The sequence below is a fragment of the Tsukamurella sp. USMM236 genome (assembly GCF_037148755.1).
Classification (GTDB): domain Bacteria; phylum Actinomycetota; class Actinomycetes; order Mycobacteriales; family Mycobacteriaceae; genus Tsukamurella.
Map to the genome: position 1 here is coordinate 26541 of NZ_JBBCSS010000009.1, position 15566 is coordinate 42106.

At 70.8% G+C, this 15566-nt stretch carries 15 protein-coding genes; 9 read left to right on the plus strand and 6 right to left on the minus strand.

Annotation, left to right across the window (positions count from 1 at the left end; all coding sequences use genetic code 11):
• Positions 1-2: 2 nt before the first annotated feature.
• The 4 genes from WFK95_RS22295 to WFK95_RS22310 are packed head-to-tail and all read left to right on the plus strand — an operon-like array spanning position 3 to position 2246.
• Positions 3-890: a hypothetical protein gene (locus WFK95_RS22295; RefSeq protein WP_336672026.1), complete on the plus strand. Its 888-nt coding sequence runs from the start codon at positions 3-5 to the stop codon at positions 888-890.
• 18 nt (positions 891-908) lie between these two features.
• On the plus strand, positions 909-1124 hold the full coding sequence (locus WFK95_RS22300) for a hypothetical protein (RefSeq protein WP_224645562.1): 216 nt from the start codon (positions 909-911) through the stop codon (positions 1122-1124).
• Positions 1124-1318: a hypothetical protein gene (locus WFK95_RS22305; RefSeq protein WP_224645561.1), complete on the plus strand. Its 195-nt coding sequence runs from the start codon at positions 1124-1126 to the stop codon at positions 1316-1318. Before WFK95_RS22300 ends, WFK95_RS22305 begins: the two co-directional genes overlap by 1 nt.
• Positions 1319-1328: 10 nt before the next feature.
• On the plus strand, positions 1329-2246 hold the full coding sequence (locus WFK95_RS22310) for an oxygenase MpaB family protein (protein WP_224645560.1): 918 nt from the start codon (positions 1329-1331) through the stop codon (positions 2244-2246).
• 10 nt (positions 2247-2256) lie between these two features.
• On the opposite strand, the gene WFK95_RS22315 is transcribed toward WFK95_RS22310, so the two are convergent.
• Positions 2257-3441 (minus strand): TetR/AcrR family transcriptional regulator, encoded by a 1185-nt coding sequence (locus WFK95_RS22315; RefSeq protein WP_336672027.1) that lies wholly within the window; start codon positions 3439-3441, stop codon positions 2257-2259.
• A gap of 127 nt (positions 3442-3568) precedes the next feature.
• Between WFK95_RS22315 and WFK95_RS22320 the strand changes: the two genes are divergently transcribed.
• Positions 3569-4513 carry an oxygenase MpaB family protein gene (locus tag WFK95_RS22320; RefSeq protein ID WP_336672028.1) on the plus strand — a complete coding sequence of 315 codons (945 nt, stop codon included), beginning with the start codon at positions 3569-3571 and terminating at the stop codon, positions 4511-4513.
• A gap of 103 nt (positions 4514-4616) precedes the next feature.
• On the opposite strand, the gene WFK95_RS22325 is transcribed toward WFK95_RS22320, so the two are convergent.
• Complete coding sequence (locus WFK95_RS22325) at positions 4617-6200, minus strand: AMP-binding protein (RefSeq protein WP_336672029.1); 1584 nt, start codon at positions 6198-6200, stop codon at positions 4617-4619.
• A gap of 112 nt (positions 6201-6312) precedes the next feature.
• Between WFK95_RS22325 and WFK95_RS22330 the strand changes: the two genes are divergently transcribed.
• Together WFK95_RS22330 and WFK95_RS22335 are read left to right on the plus strand one after the other, a co-directional pair.
• Positions 6313-7521, plus strand: coding sequence for an acetyl-CoA C-acetyltransferase (locus tag WFK95_RS22330; protein WP_336672030.1), 1209 nt, complete (start codon positions 6313-6315; stop codon positions 7519-7521).
• Between the two features lie 33 nt (positions 7522-7554).
• A complete protein-coding gene (locus WFK95_RS22335; RefSeq protein ID WP_336672031.1) occupies positions 7555-9726 on the plus strand; it encodes a 3-hydroxyacyl-CoA dehydrogenase NAD-binding domain-containing protein in 2172 nt (723 codons plus the stop codon).
• A gap of 101 nt (positions 9727-9827) precedes the next feature.
• Here the strand turns inward: WFK95_RS22335 and WFK95_RS22340 are convergent, their stop codons facing one another.
• The 3 genes from WFK95_RS22340 to WFK95_RS22350 all read right to left on the minus strand — a co-directional run bounded on the left by WFK95_RS22340 (position 9828) and on the right by WFK95_RS22350 (position 12112).
• Positions 9828-10298 carry a DUF805 domain-containing protein gene (locus tag WFK95_RS22340; RefSeq protein WP_336672032.1) on the minus strand — a complete coding sequence of 157 codons (471 nt, stop codon included), beginning with the start codon at positions 10296-10298 and terminating at the stop codon, positions 9828-9830.
• 66 nt (positions 10299-10364) lie between these two features.
• On the minus strand, positions 10365-11126 hold the full coding sequence (locus WFK95_RS22345; protein WP_336672033.1) for an enoyl-CoA hydratase-related protein: 762 nt from the start codon (positions 11124-11126) through the stop codon (positions 10365-10367).
• Positions 11123-12112, minus strand: coding sequence for an NAD(P)H-dependent flavin oxidoreductase (locus tag WFK95_RS22350; RefSeq protein ID WP_336672034.1), 990 nt, complete (start codon positions 12110-12112; stop codon positions 11123-11125). Before WFK95_RS22350 ends, WFK95_RS22345 begins: the two co-directional genes overlap by 4 nt.
• Before the next feature lie 79 nt (positions 12113-12191).
• Between WFK95_RS22350 and WFK95_RS22355 the strand changes: the two genes are divergently transcribed.
• Positions 12192-13682 (plus strand): aldehyde dehydrogenase family protein, encoded by a 1491-nt coding sequence (locus WFK95_RS22355; protein ID WP_336672035.1) that lies wholly within the window; start codon positions 12192-12194, stop codon positions 13680-13682.
• Between the two features lie 10 nt (positions 13683-13692).
• Here WFK95_RS22355 and WFK95_RS22360 read toward each other — a convergent pair whose 3' ends face one another.
• On the minus strand, positions 13693-14241 hold the full coding sequence (locus WFK95_RS22360; RefSeq protein WP_336672036.1) for a hypothetical protein: 549 nt from the start codon (positions 14239-14241) through the stop codon (positions 13693-13695).
• A 113-nt stretch (positions 14242-14354) separates the two neighbouring features.
• Here WFK95_RS22360 and WFK95_RS22365 point away from each other — a divergent pair, with 113 nt between their 5' ends.
• Positions 14355-15197 (plus strand): CPBP family intramembrane glutamic endopeptidase, encoded by an 843-nt coding sequence (locus WFK95_RS22365; protein WP_336672037.1) that lies wholly within the window; start codon positions 14355-14357, stop codon positions 15195-15197.
• The last annotated feature ends 369 nt before the right edge of the window (positions 15198-15566 follow it).

The following is a 15566-nucleotide window of genomic DNA, read 5'->3' on the forward strand; positions in this document are numbered from 1 at the left end:
CCATGGCGCAGGAGCACGACGGCCCCGACGAGGCCGCCGCCGGCACGCCCGAGACCGACCCCCGCGGCACCGCCGCCGAAGCCGAGGCCGCTCCGGAGGCCGCGGACTCGACGGACTCCACGGAGGACGCCGACGCGACGCCGGGCCCCGTGGTCTCGACCGAGAAGAATCGGACGACGAAGCCGCCGTCGGCGGACCGACCCGCGGGCACGTCCGGCGCCGCACGGACGAAGGCGCGTACGGAATCCCCCGCGCCCGCCGGACGGACGACGTCGGGCACACTGCGTACCGTGCTCGCGACGGTGGTCGTCGTGGCGCTCGTCGCCGTCTCCGTGCTCCTGTATCTGCAGACCCGGACGCTCTCCACCGAGCGCCAGGAGGCCGCGGACCGCGCCCGGGCGGAGCAGATCGCCTCCGACTACGCCGTGAAGGCGGCGACCATGGACTACCGCGACCTGACCCCGTGGCTCAACGGCGTGAAGGCCGGGGTAACACCGGAACTGGCGAAGAAGTTCGACTCGATCCTCGACGTCATGCGCGAGGTGGTCACGCCGCTGCGGCTCACCTCCAGCGGGCGGGCGTCCTTCGCCAAGACCACCTCCGAAGTGAACGGCATCTATCAGGTGAAGGTCGCCGTCGACGTCTCCTCGCAGAACGTCCAGGCCCCGCAGGGCACCATCAGCACCAGCACCTACTCGGTGAGCCTCGACCGGAACCGCGACTGGATCATCACGGAGGCGGGCGATCCCGCGAACCCCAACGCCGTGCTCAACGGCCTCGGCGGCACCGGCACGACACCGTCCGCGAACCCGTCCGCCGCGGCCACCCCGCAGCCTCCCGCCACCCCGACCATGCCCGCACTCCCGGCACCGTCGGGCACCCCCAACTGACCGTCCGGAGGACGAACGATGTTGCAGCGCTTCCTCGACTACGAGATGAAGGTCTCGGAGTTCCTCGGCTTCCTGATCCTGGTCGGCATCCCCTACGGGATCATCGGCCTGGTCTGGTCGCTGACGCACATGGACCACCTCGGGAACCTCAGTGGAATCGATCGCATCATCTCCTTCCTCGGCGCCATCGTCTGCTGGCCGGTGCTGCTCTTCTCGAACGTGACGATGCAGTGATGGCCCTGGTGTGGATCATCGACGTGGTGGTCCAGTACGTGAAGATCCTGGGCGGACGGCAGCAGGTGCCTGCCGTCGTCCGCATCGCGGCCTGGCTGCTGCTCGTCGCCGTCGTTCTCGCGGCCGCCGCCCTCGCGGTCGTGGGGCTGGTCCGGCTCAACGACCACCTCGCGACCCTCCCGCCGACCCGATAGGAGCACCGCCATGTCACGCTCGCCCAGCCCCGCCGGCGACGTCGGCTCGCCCGACGGTGCGCCACTCACCCTCGAGCGCACCAGGATCGCGATACCGAGCACCCACCGCAGGTACACGAAGCGGGAGCTGGCGGTCACCGATGCGCTCGACTTCTGGGGGTTCGCGGGCGCCGCCGCCAACGTGGCGATGCAGATGATGAGCCCCGGGGTGGGGCACGGCGTTGCGGAATCCCCGGTGGAGAGCGGCGCACTGATGAAGCACCCGTGGAAGCGCGCGCGCACCACGACCCAGTACCTCGCGGTCGCGATCCTCGGCACCGACGCGGAGAAGGAGGCCTACCGTGAGGCGGTCAATGCGGTGCACCGGCACGTGCAGTCGAAACCGGGAGCCCCGGTCAAGTACAACGCCTTCGACCGGAACCTGCAGCTCTGGGTCGCCTCGTGCCTGTTCGTCGGATTCGAGGACACGTACCAGATGCTCAACGGCAAGCTCCCCGAGAATCAGGCGGAGAGCTTCTACCAGTCCTGCGCGACGCTCGGCACGACCCTGCAGGTGCCGCGCGACATGTGGCCGGCGACGCGCGCCGAGTTCGACGAGTACTGGGTCCGCGCGTGCGCCGAGACCCGCCTGGACGAGCCCATCGCGGCGTACATCGACGATCTCCTGAACCTGCGGATGATCAACTGGCCGATGCGGCTGGTGTTCGGCGGCCTGCTGAAGTTCCTCACGGCCGGGTTCCTCGCGCCGTACTTCCGGGAACAGATGCACGTCGAGTGGACGGCGGCGGATCAGCGCCGGTTCGACAACCTCTTCGCGTTCGTGGCCTTCGTCAACCGCTTCATCCCGCGGTTCCTGCGGTTCGGACCGACGCGATCGGTGTTGCTGGAGGTGCGCCTGCGGATCGGCGCCGGCAAGTCCCTCGTCTGAGCGCGCGCGGTCAGGCGGGGAACAGCACCGCGCAGACGAGGGCGTACACCTCGGCCTGGAAGGCGGGGTCCGTGTCGAAGCGCCGGGTGCGGCCCACGTCGAAGACCACGGCGAACGCCGCGTGCACGAGGAACGTGGCCTCCGCGGACGTGAGCTCGGGTCGCACGGCGACCACCGCGTCGGCGAACGCCGCGATGTTGGCCCGCTGGATGCCCGCGAGCCGGCTGCGGTCGGCGTCCGGGACGTTGCCGATCTCGCGGAAGTAGACGGTCATCAGCTTCGACCGCAGGAAGGACAGCTGCACGTAGGCCTGCGCGAGCGCGGCGAGCCGGTCCGCGGGGTCCTGCACCGAGGTGGAGACCTCCGCGATCGCCCCCGCGACGCCCTCCGCCGCCTGATCGAGGGCGCTCACCAGGATCCCGGCCTTGCTCGGGAAGTAGCGGTACATGCCCGACGGGACGATCCCCGCTGCGGTCCCGATCTTGCCCATGCTCACGTTGTGGAAGCCGTGCTGGAAGATCTGCTCGATCGCCTCGACCAGCACCTGCTCCTGGCGGCCCGCCTCGGGCGCGGGCTCGGCCGGCGGCGCGACCGTGTAGGGCACGCGCGGCGCGGGCAGCGCCAGCACCTGCCGCGCGGCCGCGCCGAGCACGGCCTCGGCCCGCTTCTGGGCCAGGACCGTCCGGTGCGCGGTGACGCTGCCGGTCACGCTGATCAGCGCGACGCTGCGCAGGTCGATCTCGGCCCGGGCGACGCCCGGGAGCGCGGGCTGCGCGGCATCGGCGACGGTGCCGATCATCGCGGTGAGCTGCTCGCGGATCCGCGCCCGGTCCTCGCCCTCGAGGAGGCGCTGCTCCCACCGGAACAGCCCCCCGGTGTTGCGGCGCTCGAAGGAGACCCCCAGGGCCGCCTCGACGATCGCGTCCACGCGCTCCCCGGGCTCCTTCCCCGCCGTGGCCTCGGCCGCGTCGTCGACGGCGTGGCACAGCGCATCGGAGGCCGAGGTGATGGCGTGCTCGAGCAGCGCGTACTTGTTGGGGAAGTGCCGGTAGACGGCGGGACCGCTGATGTCGAGCGACGCGGCGATCTCCTCGATCCCGACGCCGTGATAGCCGCGCCGGGAGAAGTCCTCAGCGGCGACCCGCGCGATCTGCTCGCGCCGGTCCTTGGGCCGCTTCCGCCGCGCCTGGGTCACGTCAACTCCTCTTCCACCGTCCGCATCGAGGCTACTCACTGTCGCGCGCCCGTCCGCGGTGTACCGTCAACACTATAAGTAAGTGAACATTCACACACCGAATCGGTGGAACAACTGGGAGGACCGTATGACCACGAGCGCCGAGCCGAACGCCACGACCGCCCCGGCGACCGGCGCCGCACCATCCGCACCGCCCACGCGCGCCGTCGACCCGGTCTCGGAGGGCTACCGCATCGCCGTCAGTACGCCCGTCCGCCCGGCGCACGTCCTCACCACGTTGTCCGACGCGGCGGACGTGACCTCGCTCGGCGCGGGCGCCGCCAACGTGATCATGCAGCTGGTGAACAAGCCCGTCGGCTACGGCGTGATGGAGTCGAAGGTCGACTCGGGATCGCTGTACAAGCATCCCGTCAAGCGCACCCGCACCACGATCACCTACCTCGCCGTCGCGGTGCTCGGGACGGCGACCGACAAGCTGCGCTACCGGGAGGCGGTGAACACCTCGCACCGGCAGGTCCGCAGCACCGCGTCGAGCCCGGTCAAGTACAACGCCATGGACCGCGGCCTGCAGCTGTGGGTGGCGATGTGCCTGTACATCGGCTTCGAGGACACGCACCAGCTGCTGCGCGGCCGCATGAACCGGGAGCAGCGCGCGCTGTTCTACCGCGATGCGGCACCCCTCGGCACCACGCTCCAGGTCCCCGCCGACCTCTGGCCGGCGACCCCCGACGAGTTCGACGCCCTGTGGATCGAGCTGTGCGCGACGAAGATCAACCCCGACGGACCCGCCCGCGAGTACCTGCGCCAGTTGGTCGATTTCACCTTCGTCGGCGACCTGCCGCAGCCGGTCAAGTCGTTCAACCGCTTCCTCACCGCCGGCTTCCTCGCGCCCAAGTTCCGGGAAGCGATGGAGGTCGAGTGGACCGACCGCGACCAGCGGCGCTTCGACGCCCTGTGGCGCCTCGTCGCCTTCAGCAACCGATTCACCCCGCTCGCTCTGCGGCGCCTGCCGTACCACCTGCTCCTCGTCGACATGCGCCTGCGCGCGAAGTTCGGTCGTCGGCTGGTCTGAGCCGAGTCCGCACGACGGAGCCGGGGCCCTCGCTCGAGGACCCCGGCTCTGTCGTCCCGGTCGCCGGTCCGACGGGGCCGGACGGCACCGTCGGACCGGGAGCTCAGCCGAACTGCTGGCGCAGGACCGGCTTGGTGACCTTGCCCGTGGGGTTGCGCGGTAGGGCCTCGATCACGACGACGTGGCGCGGGTGCTTGTAGCGGGCGATGTGGTCGTTGAGGAACTCCGAGAGCGACTCGACGGTGAGCGCGGCACCGTCGCGCAGCTGCACCACCGCCACGACCGACTCGCCGAAGCGCTCGTCCGGCTTGCCGATCACGGCCACCTCGGTGACATCGGGGTGCGCCGCGACGGCGTTCTCCACCTCGACCGAGTAGATGTTCTCGCCACCCGAGATGATCATGTCCTTGGCGCGGTCGATGACGTAGACGAAGCCCTCTTCGTCCATCCGCACGAGGTCGCCCGAGTGGAACCAGCCGCCGTGGAAGGCCTCCTTCGTGGCCTCGAGGTTGTTCCAGTAGCCCGACATCATGTTGGGTCCGCGGTAGACGATCTCGCCCACCTCGCCGCGCGGCACGTCGTTGCCCTCGGAGTCGATGACCCGGGCCGCGACGGTGCGCACCACCTTGCCGACGGAGCCGAACTTGCGCAGCGCGTCGGCACCCGAGAGCGCGCAGGTGACGGGCGACATCTCGGTCTGGCCGAAGACGGCGCAGATCTCGGCGTCGGGGAAGGTGGTGGCGAGCTCGCGGAGCAGGGTCTCGCTGGCGGGGGCCGCGCCCCACCACACGAACTTGAGCTTGAGGTTGCGCGGGCGCTGCTTCTGCTCGTTCACCGCGAGCTGCCACTGCATCGGCACCATGAACATGCTGGTGATGCCCTCTCGCTCCAGCGCGTCCAGGGTCTGCGCCGGGTCGAACGCGCCGAGCGGGAAGATCACCGAGGTCAGGCCCTGCAGGAAGGCCGTCGCCAGCACGCCGAAGCCGGCGATGTGGAACAGGGGGACTGCGACGGCGCCCACGGCGTCGGGGTCCACGACGCCCGGCGCGACGAGGTTGGTCCAGCCCTGCGCGGTCATGTTGACGTGCGTGAGCACCGCGCCCTTGGGGCGGCCGGTGGTGCCCGAGGTGTACATGATCAGCGCCGGGGAGTCCTCGGGGACGTCGGCGTGCGGGTCGGGGCGGCCCTCCGCGACGAGGTCGTCGTAGCCGAGGGCGCCGGCGGCCTCGTCGGCACCGTCGAACCGGATGCGCAGTCCGAACTCGGCGCCGGTCCCGGCGACGCCCGCGATGAGCGGGTCGAAGAGCGCCTCGTAGACGACGGCGCTGCACATCGTGTCCTGCACCAGGAAGGCCACCTCGGGCGGCGCCATCCGGAAGTTGACCGGGACCGCGATCGCGCCGAGGGCCGTGACGCCGAGCGCCGCCTCGACGTACTCGATGCGGTTCAGGCCCAGGATCAGCACGCGGTCGCCGGCGCCGATGCCGCGCTCGCGCAGCGCGCCGGCGAAAGCCCCCACCCGCTCGGCGAGGCCCGCCCAGGTGACCTCCTTGTCGAGGTACCGCAGGGCCACCTGATCGCCGCGCATGACGGCGTGGTTGCGGACGCTGTTGTTCCAGGTGTTGCGCTGCGAGCTGCGGGGTTCCTCAGTCCGGGGGAACCAGGCGATGTTCTCAAGTGCGGTCATGTATGCGATTGTGTTCTAGAACATGTTCGTCGGGAGCAGAATCGCCGAAAGTTAGAGAATAGTGATTCACTTGTAATCATCCCTAACGGACAGCACACCAGGAAGGAACACCGTGTCCGACGCTTTCATCTACGAGGCCATCCGTACGCCACGCGGCAAGCAGCGCGGCGGATCGCTCCACGCGACCAAGCCGATCGACCTCGTCGTCGGCCTGATCGACGAGGTCAAGAACCGTTTCCCCACCCTCGACCCGGCCGATGTCGACGACATCGTGCTCGGCGTCGTCTCCCCCGTCGGTGAGCAGGGCGGCGTCATCCCGCGCGCTGCGGCGATGGCCGCGGGCCTGCCGGACACCGTCGCGGGCGTGCAGCTCAACCGCTTCTGCGGCTCGGGCCTCGAGGCGACCAACACCGCGGCGCAGAAGGTGCGCTCCGGATGGGACCAGCTCGTCTTCGCCGGCGGCGTCGAGTCCATGTCGCGCGTGCCCATGGGCTCCGACGGTGGCGCGATGTTCCAGGACGTCACGACCAACTACGACACCTACTTCGTGCCGCAGGGCATCGGCGCCGACCTCATCGCCACCATCGAGGGCTTCTCCCGCGACGACGTCGACGAGTTCGCCGCGCAGTCGCAGGCCTTCGCCGCGAAGGCCTGGGAGGAGGGCCGGTTCGCGAAGTCGGTCGTCCCCGTCAAGGACCTCAACGGCCTGACGGTGCTGGACAACGACGAGCACCGCCGCCCCGGCACCACCGCCGAGAGCCTGGGCAAGCTCAAGCCGGCCTTCGAGGGCATCGGCGCGATGGGCGGCTTCGACGCCGTCGCACTGCAGAAGTACTACACCGTGGAGAAGATCAACCACGTCCACACCGGCGGCAACAGCTCGGGCATCGTCGACGGTGCCGCCCTGCTGCTGATCGGCAACGAGGCGGGCGGCAAGAAGGCGGGCCTGACCCCGCGCGGCCGCATCGTCGCCACCGCCGTCACCGGCTCGGACCCGACGATCATGCTCACCGGCCCGACGCCGGCCACCGAGAAGGCCCTCGCGCTCGCGGGCCTGACCAAGGACGACATCGACGTCTGGGAGCTCAACGAGGCCTTCGCCTCCGTGGTCATGAAGTGGATGAAGGACTTCAAGCTCGATCGCGAGCAGGTCAACGTCAACGGCGGCGCCATCGCGCTGGGCCACCCGCTGGGCGCCACCGGCGCGATGCTGGTGGGCACCGTGCTCGACGAGCTCGAGCGCACCGGCGGCCGCTACGGCCTGATCACCCTCTGCATCGGCGGTGGCATGGGCATCGCCACCATCATCGAGCGCCTCTGACCGGCCGGAAAGACTACGGAGACAACAATAGACATGGCTGAGAACATGATCCGCTGGGAACAGGACGCCGACGGCATCGTCACCCTGACGATGGACGACCCCTCCAGCTCCGCGAACACCATGAACGACCTGTACCGCGAGTCGATGGGCGCCACCATCGACCGCCTGGAGGCCGAGAAGGACTCCATCACGGGCGTCGTGCTGACCTCCGCGAAGAAGACCTTCTTCGCCGGCGGCAACCTGAACCAGATCCGCCAGGCGCGGCCCGAGGACGCCGCGACCCTGCGCGACAACGTCGAGTCGATGAAGGCCGCGCTGCGCCGCCTCGAGACCCTCGGCAAGCCCGTCGTCGCCGCGATCAACGGCGCCGCCCTCGGCGGCGGCCTGGAGATCGCGCTGGCCACGCACCACCGCATCGCCGCCGACGCGCGCGGCTCGCAGATCGGCCTGCCCGAGGTCACCCTGGGCCTGCTCCCCGGCGGCGGCGGCGTGACCCGCACCGTGCGGCTGCTGGGCCTGCAGGGCGCGCTCATGGGCGTCCTGCTGCAGGGCACCCGCATGAAGCCGGCCAAGGCCAAGGAGGTGGGCCTCGTCCACGAGGTCGTGGGCACCGTCGAGGAGCTGATCCCGGCCGCGAAGGCGTGGATCAAGGCCAACCCCGAGGGCGGCGTGCAGCCCTGGGACGTCAAGGGCTACAAGATCCCCGGCGGCTCGCCGAACTCGCCGGCGATCGCCGCGAACCTGCCCGCCTTCCCCTCGAACCTGCGCAAGCAGCTCAAGGGCGCGCCCATGCCCGCGCCGCGCGCGATCATGGCCGCGGCCGTCGAGGGCGCCCTGGTGGACTTCGACACCGCCAGCGTGATCGAGGGCCGCTACTTCATCTCGCTCGCGACCGGCCAGGTCTCGAAGAACATGATCAAGGCGTTCTTCTTCGACCTGCAGCACATCAACGGCGGCGGCTCGCGCCCCGACGGCTACGACAAGTACACCGCCAAGAAGGTCGGCGTCATCGGCGCCGGCATGATGGGCGCGGCCATCGCGTACGTCTCCGCCAAGGCGGGCATCGAGGTCGTCCTCAAGGACATCGACCTCGACGCCGCCAAGCGGGGCAAGGCCTACTCCGAGAAGCTCGAGGAGAAGGCGCTGACCAAGGGCCGCACCACCGCCGAGAAGTCGGCGGAGCTGCTCGCGCGCATCACGCCCACCGTCGATCCCGCCGACTTCGCCGGCGTGGACCTCGTGATCGAGGCCGCGTTCGAGTCGGTCGAGGTGAAGCACAAGGTGTTCCAGGAGATCGAGGACATCGTCGAGCCCGACGCCATCCTCGGATCGAACACCTCGACGCTGCCCATCACCATCCTCGCCGAGGGCGTCAAGCGCTCCGAGGACTTCATCGGCATCCACTTCTTCTCCCCCGTGGACAAGATGCCGCTGGTCGAGATCATCCGCGGCGCCAAGACCTCGGATGCGGTGCTGGCCAAGGTCATCGACTACACGCTGCAGATCAAGAAGACCCCGATCGTGGTCAACGACTCGCGCGGCTTCTTCACCTCCCGCGTGATCGGCACGTTCGTCAACGAGGCCATCGCGGCGGTCGGCGAGGGCGTGAACCCGGTGCTGATCGAGCAGGCGGGCCAGCAGGCCGGCTACCCGGCCGCGCCGCTGCAGCTCATGGACGAGCTGACGCTCACCCTGCCGCAGAAGATCCGCAAGGAGACCCGCGCCGCCGCCGAGGCCGCGGGCAACCCGCTGCCCGCGCACGGCAGCGACGCCGTGGTCGACGCGATGGTGGACGCGGGCCGCACCGGCCGCAAGGACGGCGCCGGCTTCTACGACTACGTGGACGGCAAGCGCACCGGCCTGTGGCCGGGGCTGAAGGACCTCCTGCCCGCCGGGCAGGACATCCCGCTGCAGGACATGATCGACCGGATGCTGTTCGCCGAGTCGCTCGAGACGGTGCGCTGCTTCGACGAGGGCGTCATGGACTCCGTCGCCGACGCCAACATCGGCTCGATCTTCGGCATCGGCTTCCCCGCCTGGACCGGCGGCGTGCTGCAATTCATCAACGGCTACACCGCCCCGGACGGCACCGTGGGCCCGAAGGCCTTCGTCGCGCGCGCGCAGGAGCTGACCAAGTACGGCGCGCAGTTCACCCCGCCCGCCTCCCTGGTCGCCAAGGCCGAGGCCGGCGAGACCTACGAGTAGGACTCACTGAGCCGCTGCACTACTGAGAGGTCCGGCATCACCCGTCAGGGTGGTGCCGGACCTTTCGTTGTGCGACCGTCCGGCGGAGACCGGATCCCCGGCTACGACTGCGCGTCGAAGCGGGCGCCGGCGGGCTCGGCGTCGATGAGCCCGATCGCGATGCCCGCGACCGAGGCGACGATGTTGAGCACCGGGATGAAGCCGGCGACGAAGATCGCCAGGACCCACCACCCGGACCGGTCGATGTCGTGCAAGCGCCGCATGGTGAGGGCGATCGCGCCGATCGCGTAGACGATGACGACCGCGAAGACCACGACGCCGCCCACGCCCACCAGCGGCGTGCCGTCACCGTCGGCACCGAGCGCCCCGGCGACGGCGACGACCGCCAGGATCACGAGGATCACCAGGGCCGCCGCGAGCATCGGCCACCAGTACTCGCTCTTCGACGCCCGTCCGGAGTACTGGAAGTAGCCCTTCCCGTAGCGCCGGACCGCGTCGCCGAAGCTCGCACCGCGCAGCGGCAGCGACATGTCCTCCGGGTCCCGCCGTGTGCCCACCTGGTCGTACGTCATAGCATCCCCCGAGCTCGTGACCACCTGATTCGATGCTACTCCGGGAGACGGCGTCGCGGCCCCGGCTCAGTCGGTGAAGCGGGCGGGGCGCTTGTTGAGCATGGCGTCGACGCCCTCGCGGTGATCCTCGGTCTTGAGCAGGATGACCTGGGACTCGGTCTCGCGGCGCAGGGCGTCGTCCAGGCCGGCGAGGGTGGAGGCGTTGACGGCGCGCTTGGTGGCGGCGATGGCCTCCCGCGGGCCGGACGCGAGCTTCGCGGCGGCCGCGGCGACGGCACCGTCGAGCTCCTCGGCGGGGTGGACGGCGGTCACCATCCCGGCGGCGAGCGCTTGCGGCCCGTAGACCCGATCGCCCAGCAGCGCCATCCCCATCGCGCGGGTGCGTCCGATGGCGGCGGGCACGAGCGCGGTGGTGCCGGCGTCGGGCAGCAGCCCGATGCCCACGAAAGGCAGCAGGAAGTACGCGGTGTCGGCGACGAAGGTCAGGTCGGCCGAGAGCGCGAGGCCCACCGCCATGCCCGCGCAGGGCCCGTTCACCTTGGCGATCACCGGGATCGACGCGCCCACGATCGCCCGGATGTAGGCGTTGACGGCCTCGAGCGCCTCCTGCGGCTCCGCGGCCTCGCCGGCCAGGTCGGCGCCGGTGGAGAAGGCCCGGCCCTCGCCGGTGACCACGACGACGCGGATCGCGGGGTCGGCGTCGGCCTCCTCGATGATGCGCGCGAGCTCCCACGCGGCGCGAATGCCGAAGGCGTTCATGCGCTGCGGGCGGTCGATGGTCACCGTCAGGACGCCGCCCTCCGCGACGCGCCGGAAGTCCTCGCTCATGCCACCCCCTCCGCGACCTTGGCCAGCGGCGCGAGCCGCCGCTCGATGATGGACGAGCCCTCGGCGATCATCCGCTCGATGAGCTGCCCGCACGTGGGCACGTCCCGGATCAGGCCCTGGCACAGGCCGACGCTCCAGATACCGGCCTCGACGTCGCCGTCCTCGAAGACCTTCCGGCCCCGGGCGCCCGCCACGAGGTGCCGGATGTCCTCGAATTCGCAGCCCTGCGCCTCGGTCTCGACCACCTCGACGGACACCGAGTTCTTGGCGACCCGGGCGGTGTTGCCGAGCGTGCGGAAGATGAGTTTCGTGTCCAGCTCGGAGTTCTCGACGATCTGCGCCTTCACCTCGGGCGCGATCGGCGATTCGATGGTGCACAGGAAGCGGCTGCCCATGTTGATGCCGTCGGCGCCGAGCGCGATCGCGGCGACCAGGCCGCGGGCGTCGGCGATGCCGCCGGAGGCGAGGATGGGGATCTCCAGCGCGTCGGCCGCCGCGGGGATCAGCACCAGGCCGGGGATGTCGTCCTCGCCCGGGTGACCCGCGCACTCGAAGCCGTCGATGGAGACCGCGTCGACGCCGATCGCCTGCGCCTTGAGCGCGTGCCGGACGCTGGTGCACTTGTGGATCACCTTGACGCCGTTGTCCTTGAGGTACGGCAGGAACTTCGCGGGGTTCGAGCCGGCCGTCTCGATGATCTTCACGCCCGACTCGACCGCCGCGCGCAGGTACTCGTCGTAGGGCGGCGGATCGATCGTCGGCAGCACCGTGAGGTTCACGCCGAAGGGGCTCGCGGTGAGCTCGCGCGTGCGCGCGATCTCCTCGCGCAGCTCCTGCGGCGAGGGCTGGGTGAGCGCCGTGAGGATGCCGAGGCCGCCGGCCTCGGAGACCGCCGCGACGAGGCGGGCGCGGCCCACCCACATCATGCCGCCCTGGACGATCGGGTACCGGACGCCGAACTGCTCGGTGAAGCGTGTGGAGAACATGTTCCGAAAGCTAGCACAGATGAGAGAACAGTCTCTAACATATTCGTCAGATACCTGTTCCGATCCTGGAGGACCCGTCATGACCGCACCGTCGAAGACCGCGACCGGCGACCTGATCTCGACCGACCCGCGCACCGGCGCGGAGGTCGCCCGCTTCCCCATCGCGGACGCCGCGGCCGTCGTCGCCGCGGTCGACACCGCCCGGAGCGCCGCGACGTGGTGGGGCGGCCTCGAGCCCAAGGCCCGGCGCAACTGGCTGCTGCGCTTCCGCAGCGAGCTCGCCCGCCGCTCCGAGGAGCTGGCCGGCGTCGTCGCCGCCGAGACCGGGAAGCCGCACGACGACGCGCTCCTGGAGGTCATGCTCGCGATCGTCCACCTGGACTGGGCCGCGAAGAACGCCGAGAAGGTGCTCGGCCGGCGCAAGGTGGGCACCGGCATGATGGGCGCCAACCTGACCGCCACCGTCGAGCACCGGCCGTTCGGGGTGATCGGCGTGATCGGGCCCTGGAACTACCCCGTCTACACCCCGATGGGCTCGATCTCGTACGCCCTCGCCGCGGGCAACGCGATCGTCTTCAAGCCCAGCGAGCTGACGCCGGCCGTCGGTCGGTTCCTCGCCGACACCTGGGCCGCCGCCTGCCCCGGCCAGCCCATGCTCCAGGTGGTGCACGGCTACGGCGACACCGGTGCCGCGCTCTGTCGCGCGGGCGTCGACAAGCTGGCGTTCACCGGCTCGGCCCGCACCGCGCGCACCGTCATGGCCACGTGCGCGGAGACGCTCACGCCCGTCACGATCGAGGGCGGCGGCAAGGACGCGATGATCGTGGACGCCGACGCGGACATCGACGGCGCCGTCAAGGCCGCGGCGTTCGGCGCCTACGGCAACGGCGGGCAGACCTGCGCCGGCGTCGAGCGGGTGTACGTCGTCGCGGACCGGTACGACGAGTTCGTCGACAAGCTGGCCACCGCGTCCCGCGAGATCCACGGCGGCGAGTCCGACGGCGTCGACTACGGCCCCGCGACCATGCCCAAGCAGCTGCAGATCATCGCCTCGCACATCGACGACGCGCTCAGCCGCGGCGGCCGCGCGCTCGTCGGCGGCCGGGAGTCCGTCGGCGAGCGCACCGTCCAGCCCGTGCTCCTCGTCGACGTCCCGGACGATTCGACCGCCGTCACCGAGGAGACCTTCGGCCCCACGGTGGTGGTCACCCGCGTCAAGGACATCGACGAGGCGATCGACAAGGCCAACGACAGCACGTACGGACTCTCCGCCGCGATCATGACGAAGAACCTCGCCCGCGGCCAGGAACTGGCCCGCCGGCTGCGGACCGGCGCCGTCGCGGTGAACTCGTTCCTGTCCTTCGCCTCCGTGCCCGCGCTGCCCTTCGGCGGCATCGGCGACTCCGGCTTCGGCCGGATCCACGGCGCCGACGGGCTCCGCGAGTTCAGCCGGCCCCAGTCCGTGGCCGCACAGAAGTTCGCGCTCCCGATGGACCTGCTCTCCTTCACCCGCAAGGAGCGCGACATGAACTCCGTGCGGATGATGCTCAAGCACCTCTACGGGCGCTGAGCGCCGCGGCTCAGAAGGTCGTGGTGTTCGCGACGTCCACGCTCACGCCGCGGGTGCCGCGGGTGAACACCGTCTTCCCCGCCGACGCCGCGATCGTCCACCCCGACGCCGTGTAGACGTGCCCGTACCGGACCGTGGTGGCCGGGGTGGCGACCGACATGTTGCCGTAGTGCCACTCCAGCCCGCTGACGGAGTAACGGAAGCCGGTGGCCGGCTGCCCCGCCTCGGTCCGGTAGGTGCGGCCGAAGTCCGGCGACTGGCAGTCGACGTACTCGGCGTATACGTTGCAGGTGGTCTTCCCCGACTCGGTGACCACCCGGGTGACGCCCGTGCCGGTGACCGGCAGCGGCGTCGGGGCGGCCGGGGTCGTACCGGCCGTCGCGGTCACCGTCGTCCCGCCCGACGGTGCGCCCGTGCCCGGCCCCTGCGCGCCCACGGTCGCGCTCGGCCCCGCGGTGACGGTCACCGTCGGGGCGGCCGACGGGCCGTCGTCCCCGCACCCCGCCACCAGGCCCGCGGCGCACAGCAGCGCGGCGGCGATTCCGATCGATCGATGCATGACAGATCTTCCCCACCGTCTCCCCGTGATCCGGCTACCCCCTGATCGACCGGCGGCACAAGATCGTTAACACAGGTCTGGACATTCCTCGTCGCCGCACGCACAGTAGGGGCGTGAAGGCGTGGGCGGGGCGGACGGTGGCGGTGCTCGGCATCGGCGCGATCGCCGGCTCCTCCCTGGTCGCCGCGACGACGGGGCGCGGCCTGCGGTACACCGCGGACTCGCCGGACACGATCCCGTGGTGGCAGCCCTGGGCCCCGGTGGTCGCGGGCCTGCTCGTCGCGCTCGCCGTCCGCGCGCGCGGCACGGCGGCGGACGGGACCGGGACGGCCGCACCGTCGAACCCGCGGCCCCAGGCCTGGATCCTGCTGGCCTGCGGCGTCGGTTTCGCGGCGGCGCTGATCGTGCTCGGCCCCGAGGAGCCGAAGTACACGGCGCTCAAGCTGGGGCTGCTGCTCGCGGTGCCGGCCGCGGTCTTCGCGCTCGACCGGCGGTGGGGCCGCCGCTGGCCGGACCCGACGGCGCGGGCCGGGTGGACGCCGGTACCCGCCGTGATCGCCTACCTGGCCGTGTACCTGGCGCTGAGCGACCGGAGCGAGAACTTCCTCGCCGGGGTGCCGCTGCTCGATGCGGCGCTCCTGCTGCTCGTCGGCTTCGCGATCAACGCGCTGCTCGAGGAGGTGTTCTACCGGCGGTGGCTGCTCACCCGCTGGCACGCGGTGCTCGGGCCGTGGGCGGCCGTCGCGCTCTCCGCGCTGGTGTGGGCGTCCTGGCACGTCGCCATCCAGGGCTCCGGCGACCTACCCCTGGACGCGATGAACGTGCTCGCGAACCAGGGCGTGAGCGGGCTGTTCCTGGGCTTCCTGTGGCTGCGGTACCGCGTGATGTGGCCGCTGCTGGTGATCCACGGCGTGTGGAACGCGAACCCGCTGCAGTTCCTCGCGTGCGGATCGTGACGGCACCGTCGACCTGGGCCGTCCGCGCAGGCGGATAGGGTGGGGCGCATGTCCCGGCCCAGTTTCCGCCCAGATCGGGTGGCGTGGACCGTGCTCGGTCTCACCGTTCTCGCGCTCGTCATCGGCTATCAGATCAAGGCGCAGTGCACCGGCGCGCCCTTCGACGAGTTCGGCCGCTCCGAGGGCTTCGCGTCGACGCCCGGCCGGATCTGCTACTCCGACATCCAATTCCTGTGGACGGGCCGCGAGGTCAACAACCACGTCTTCCCGTACCTGACCGGCTGGATCGACGGCGACGGCAAGCTGCAGGGCGGCGCCATCGAGTACCCCGTGCTCAGCGGCCTCCTGTTCTGGGTCGGCGCGATCGGC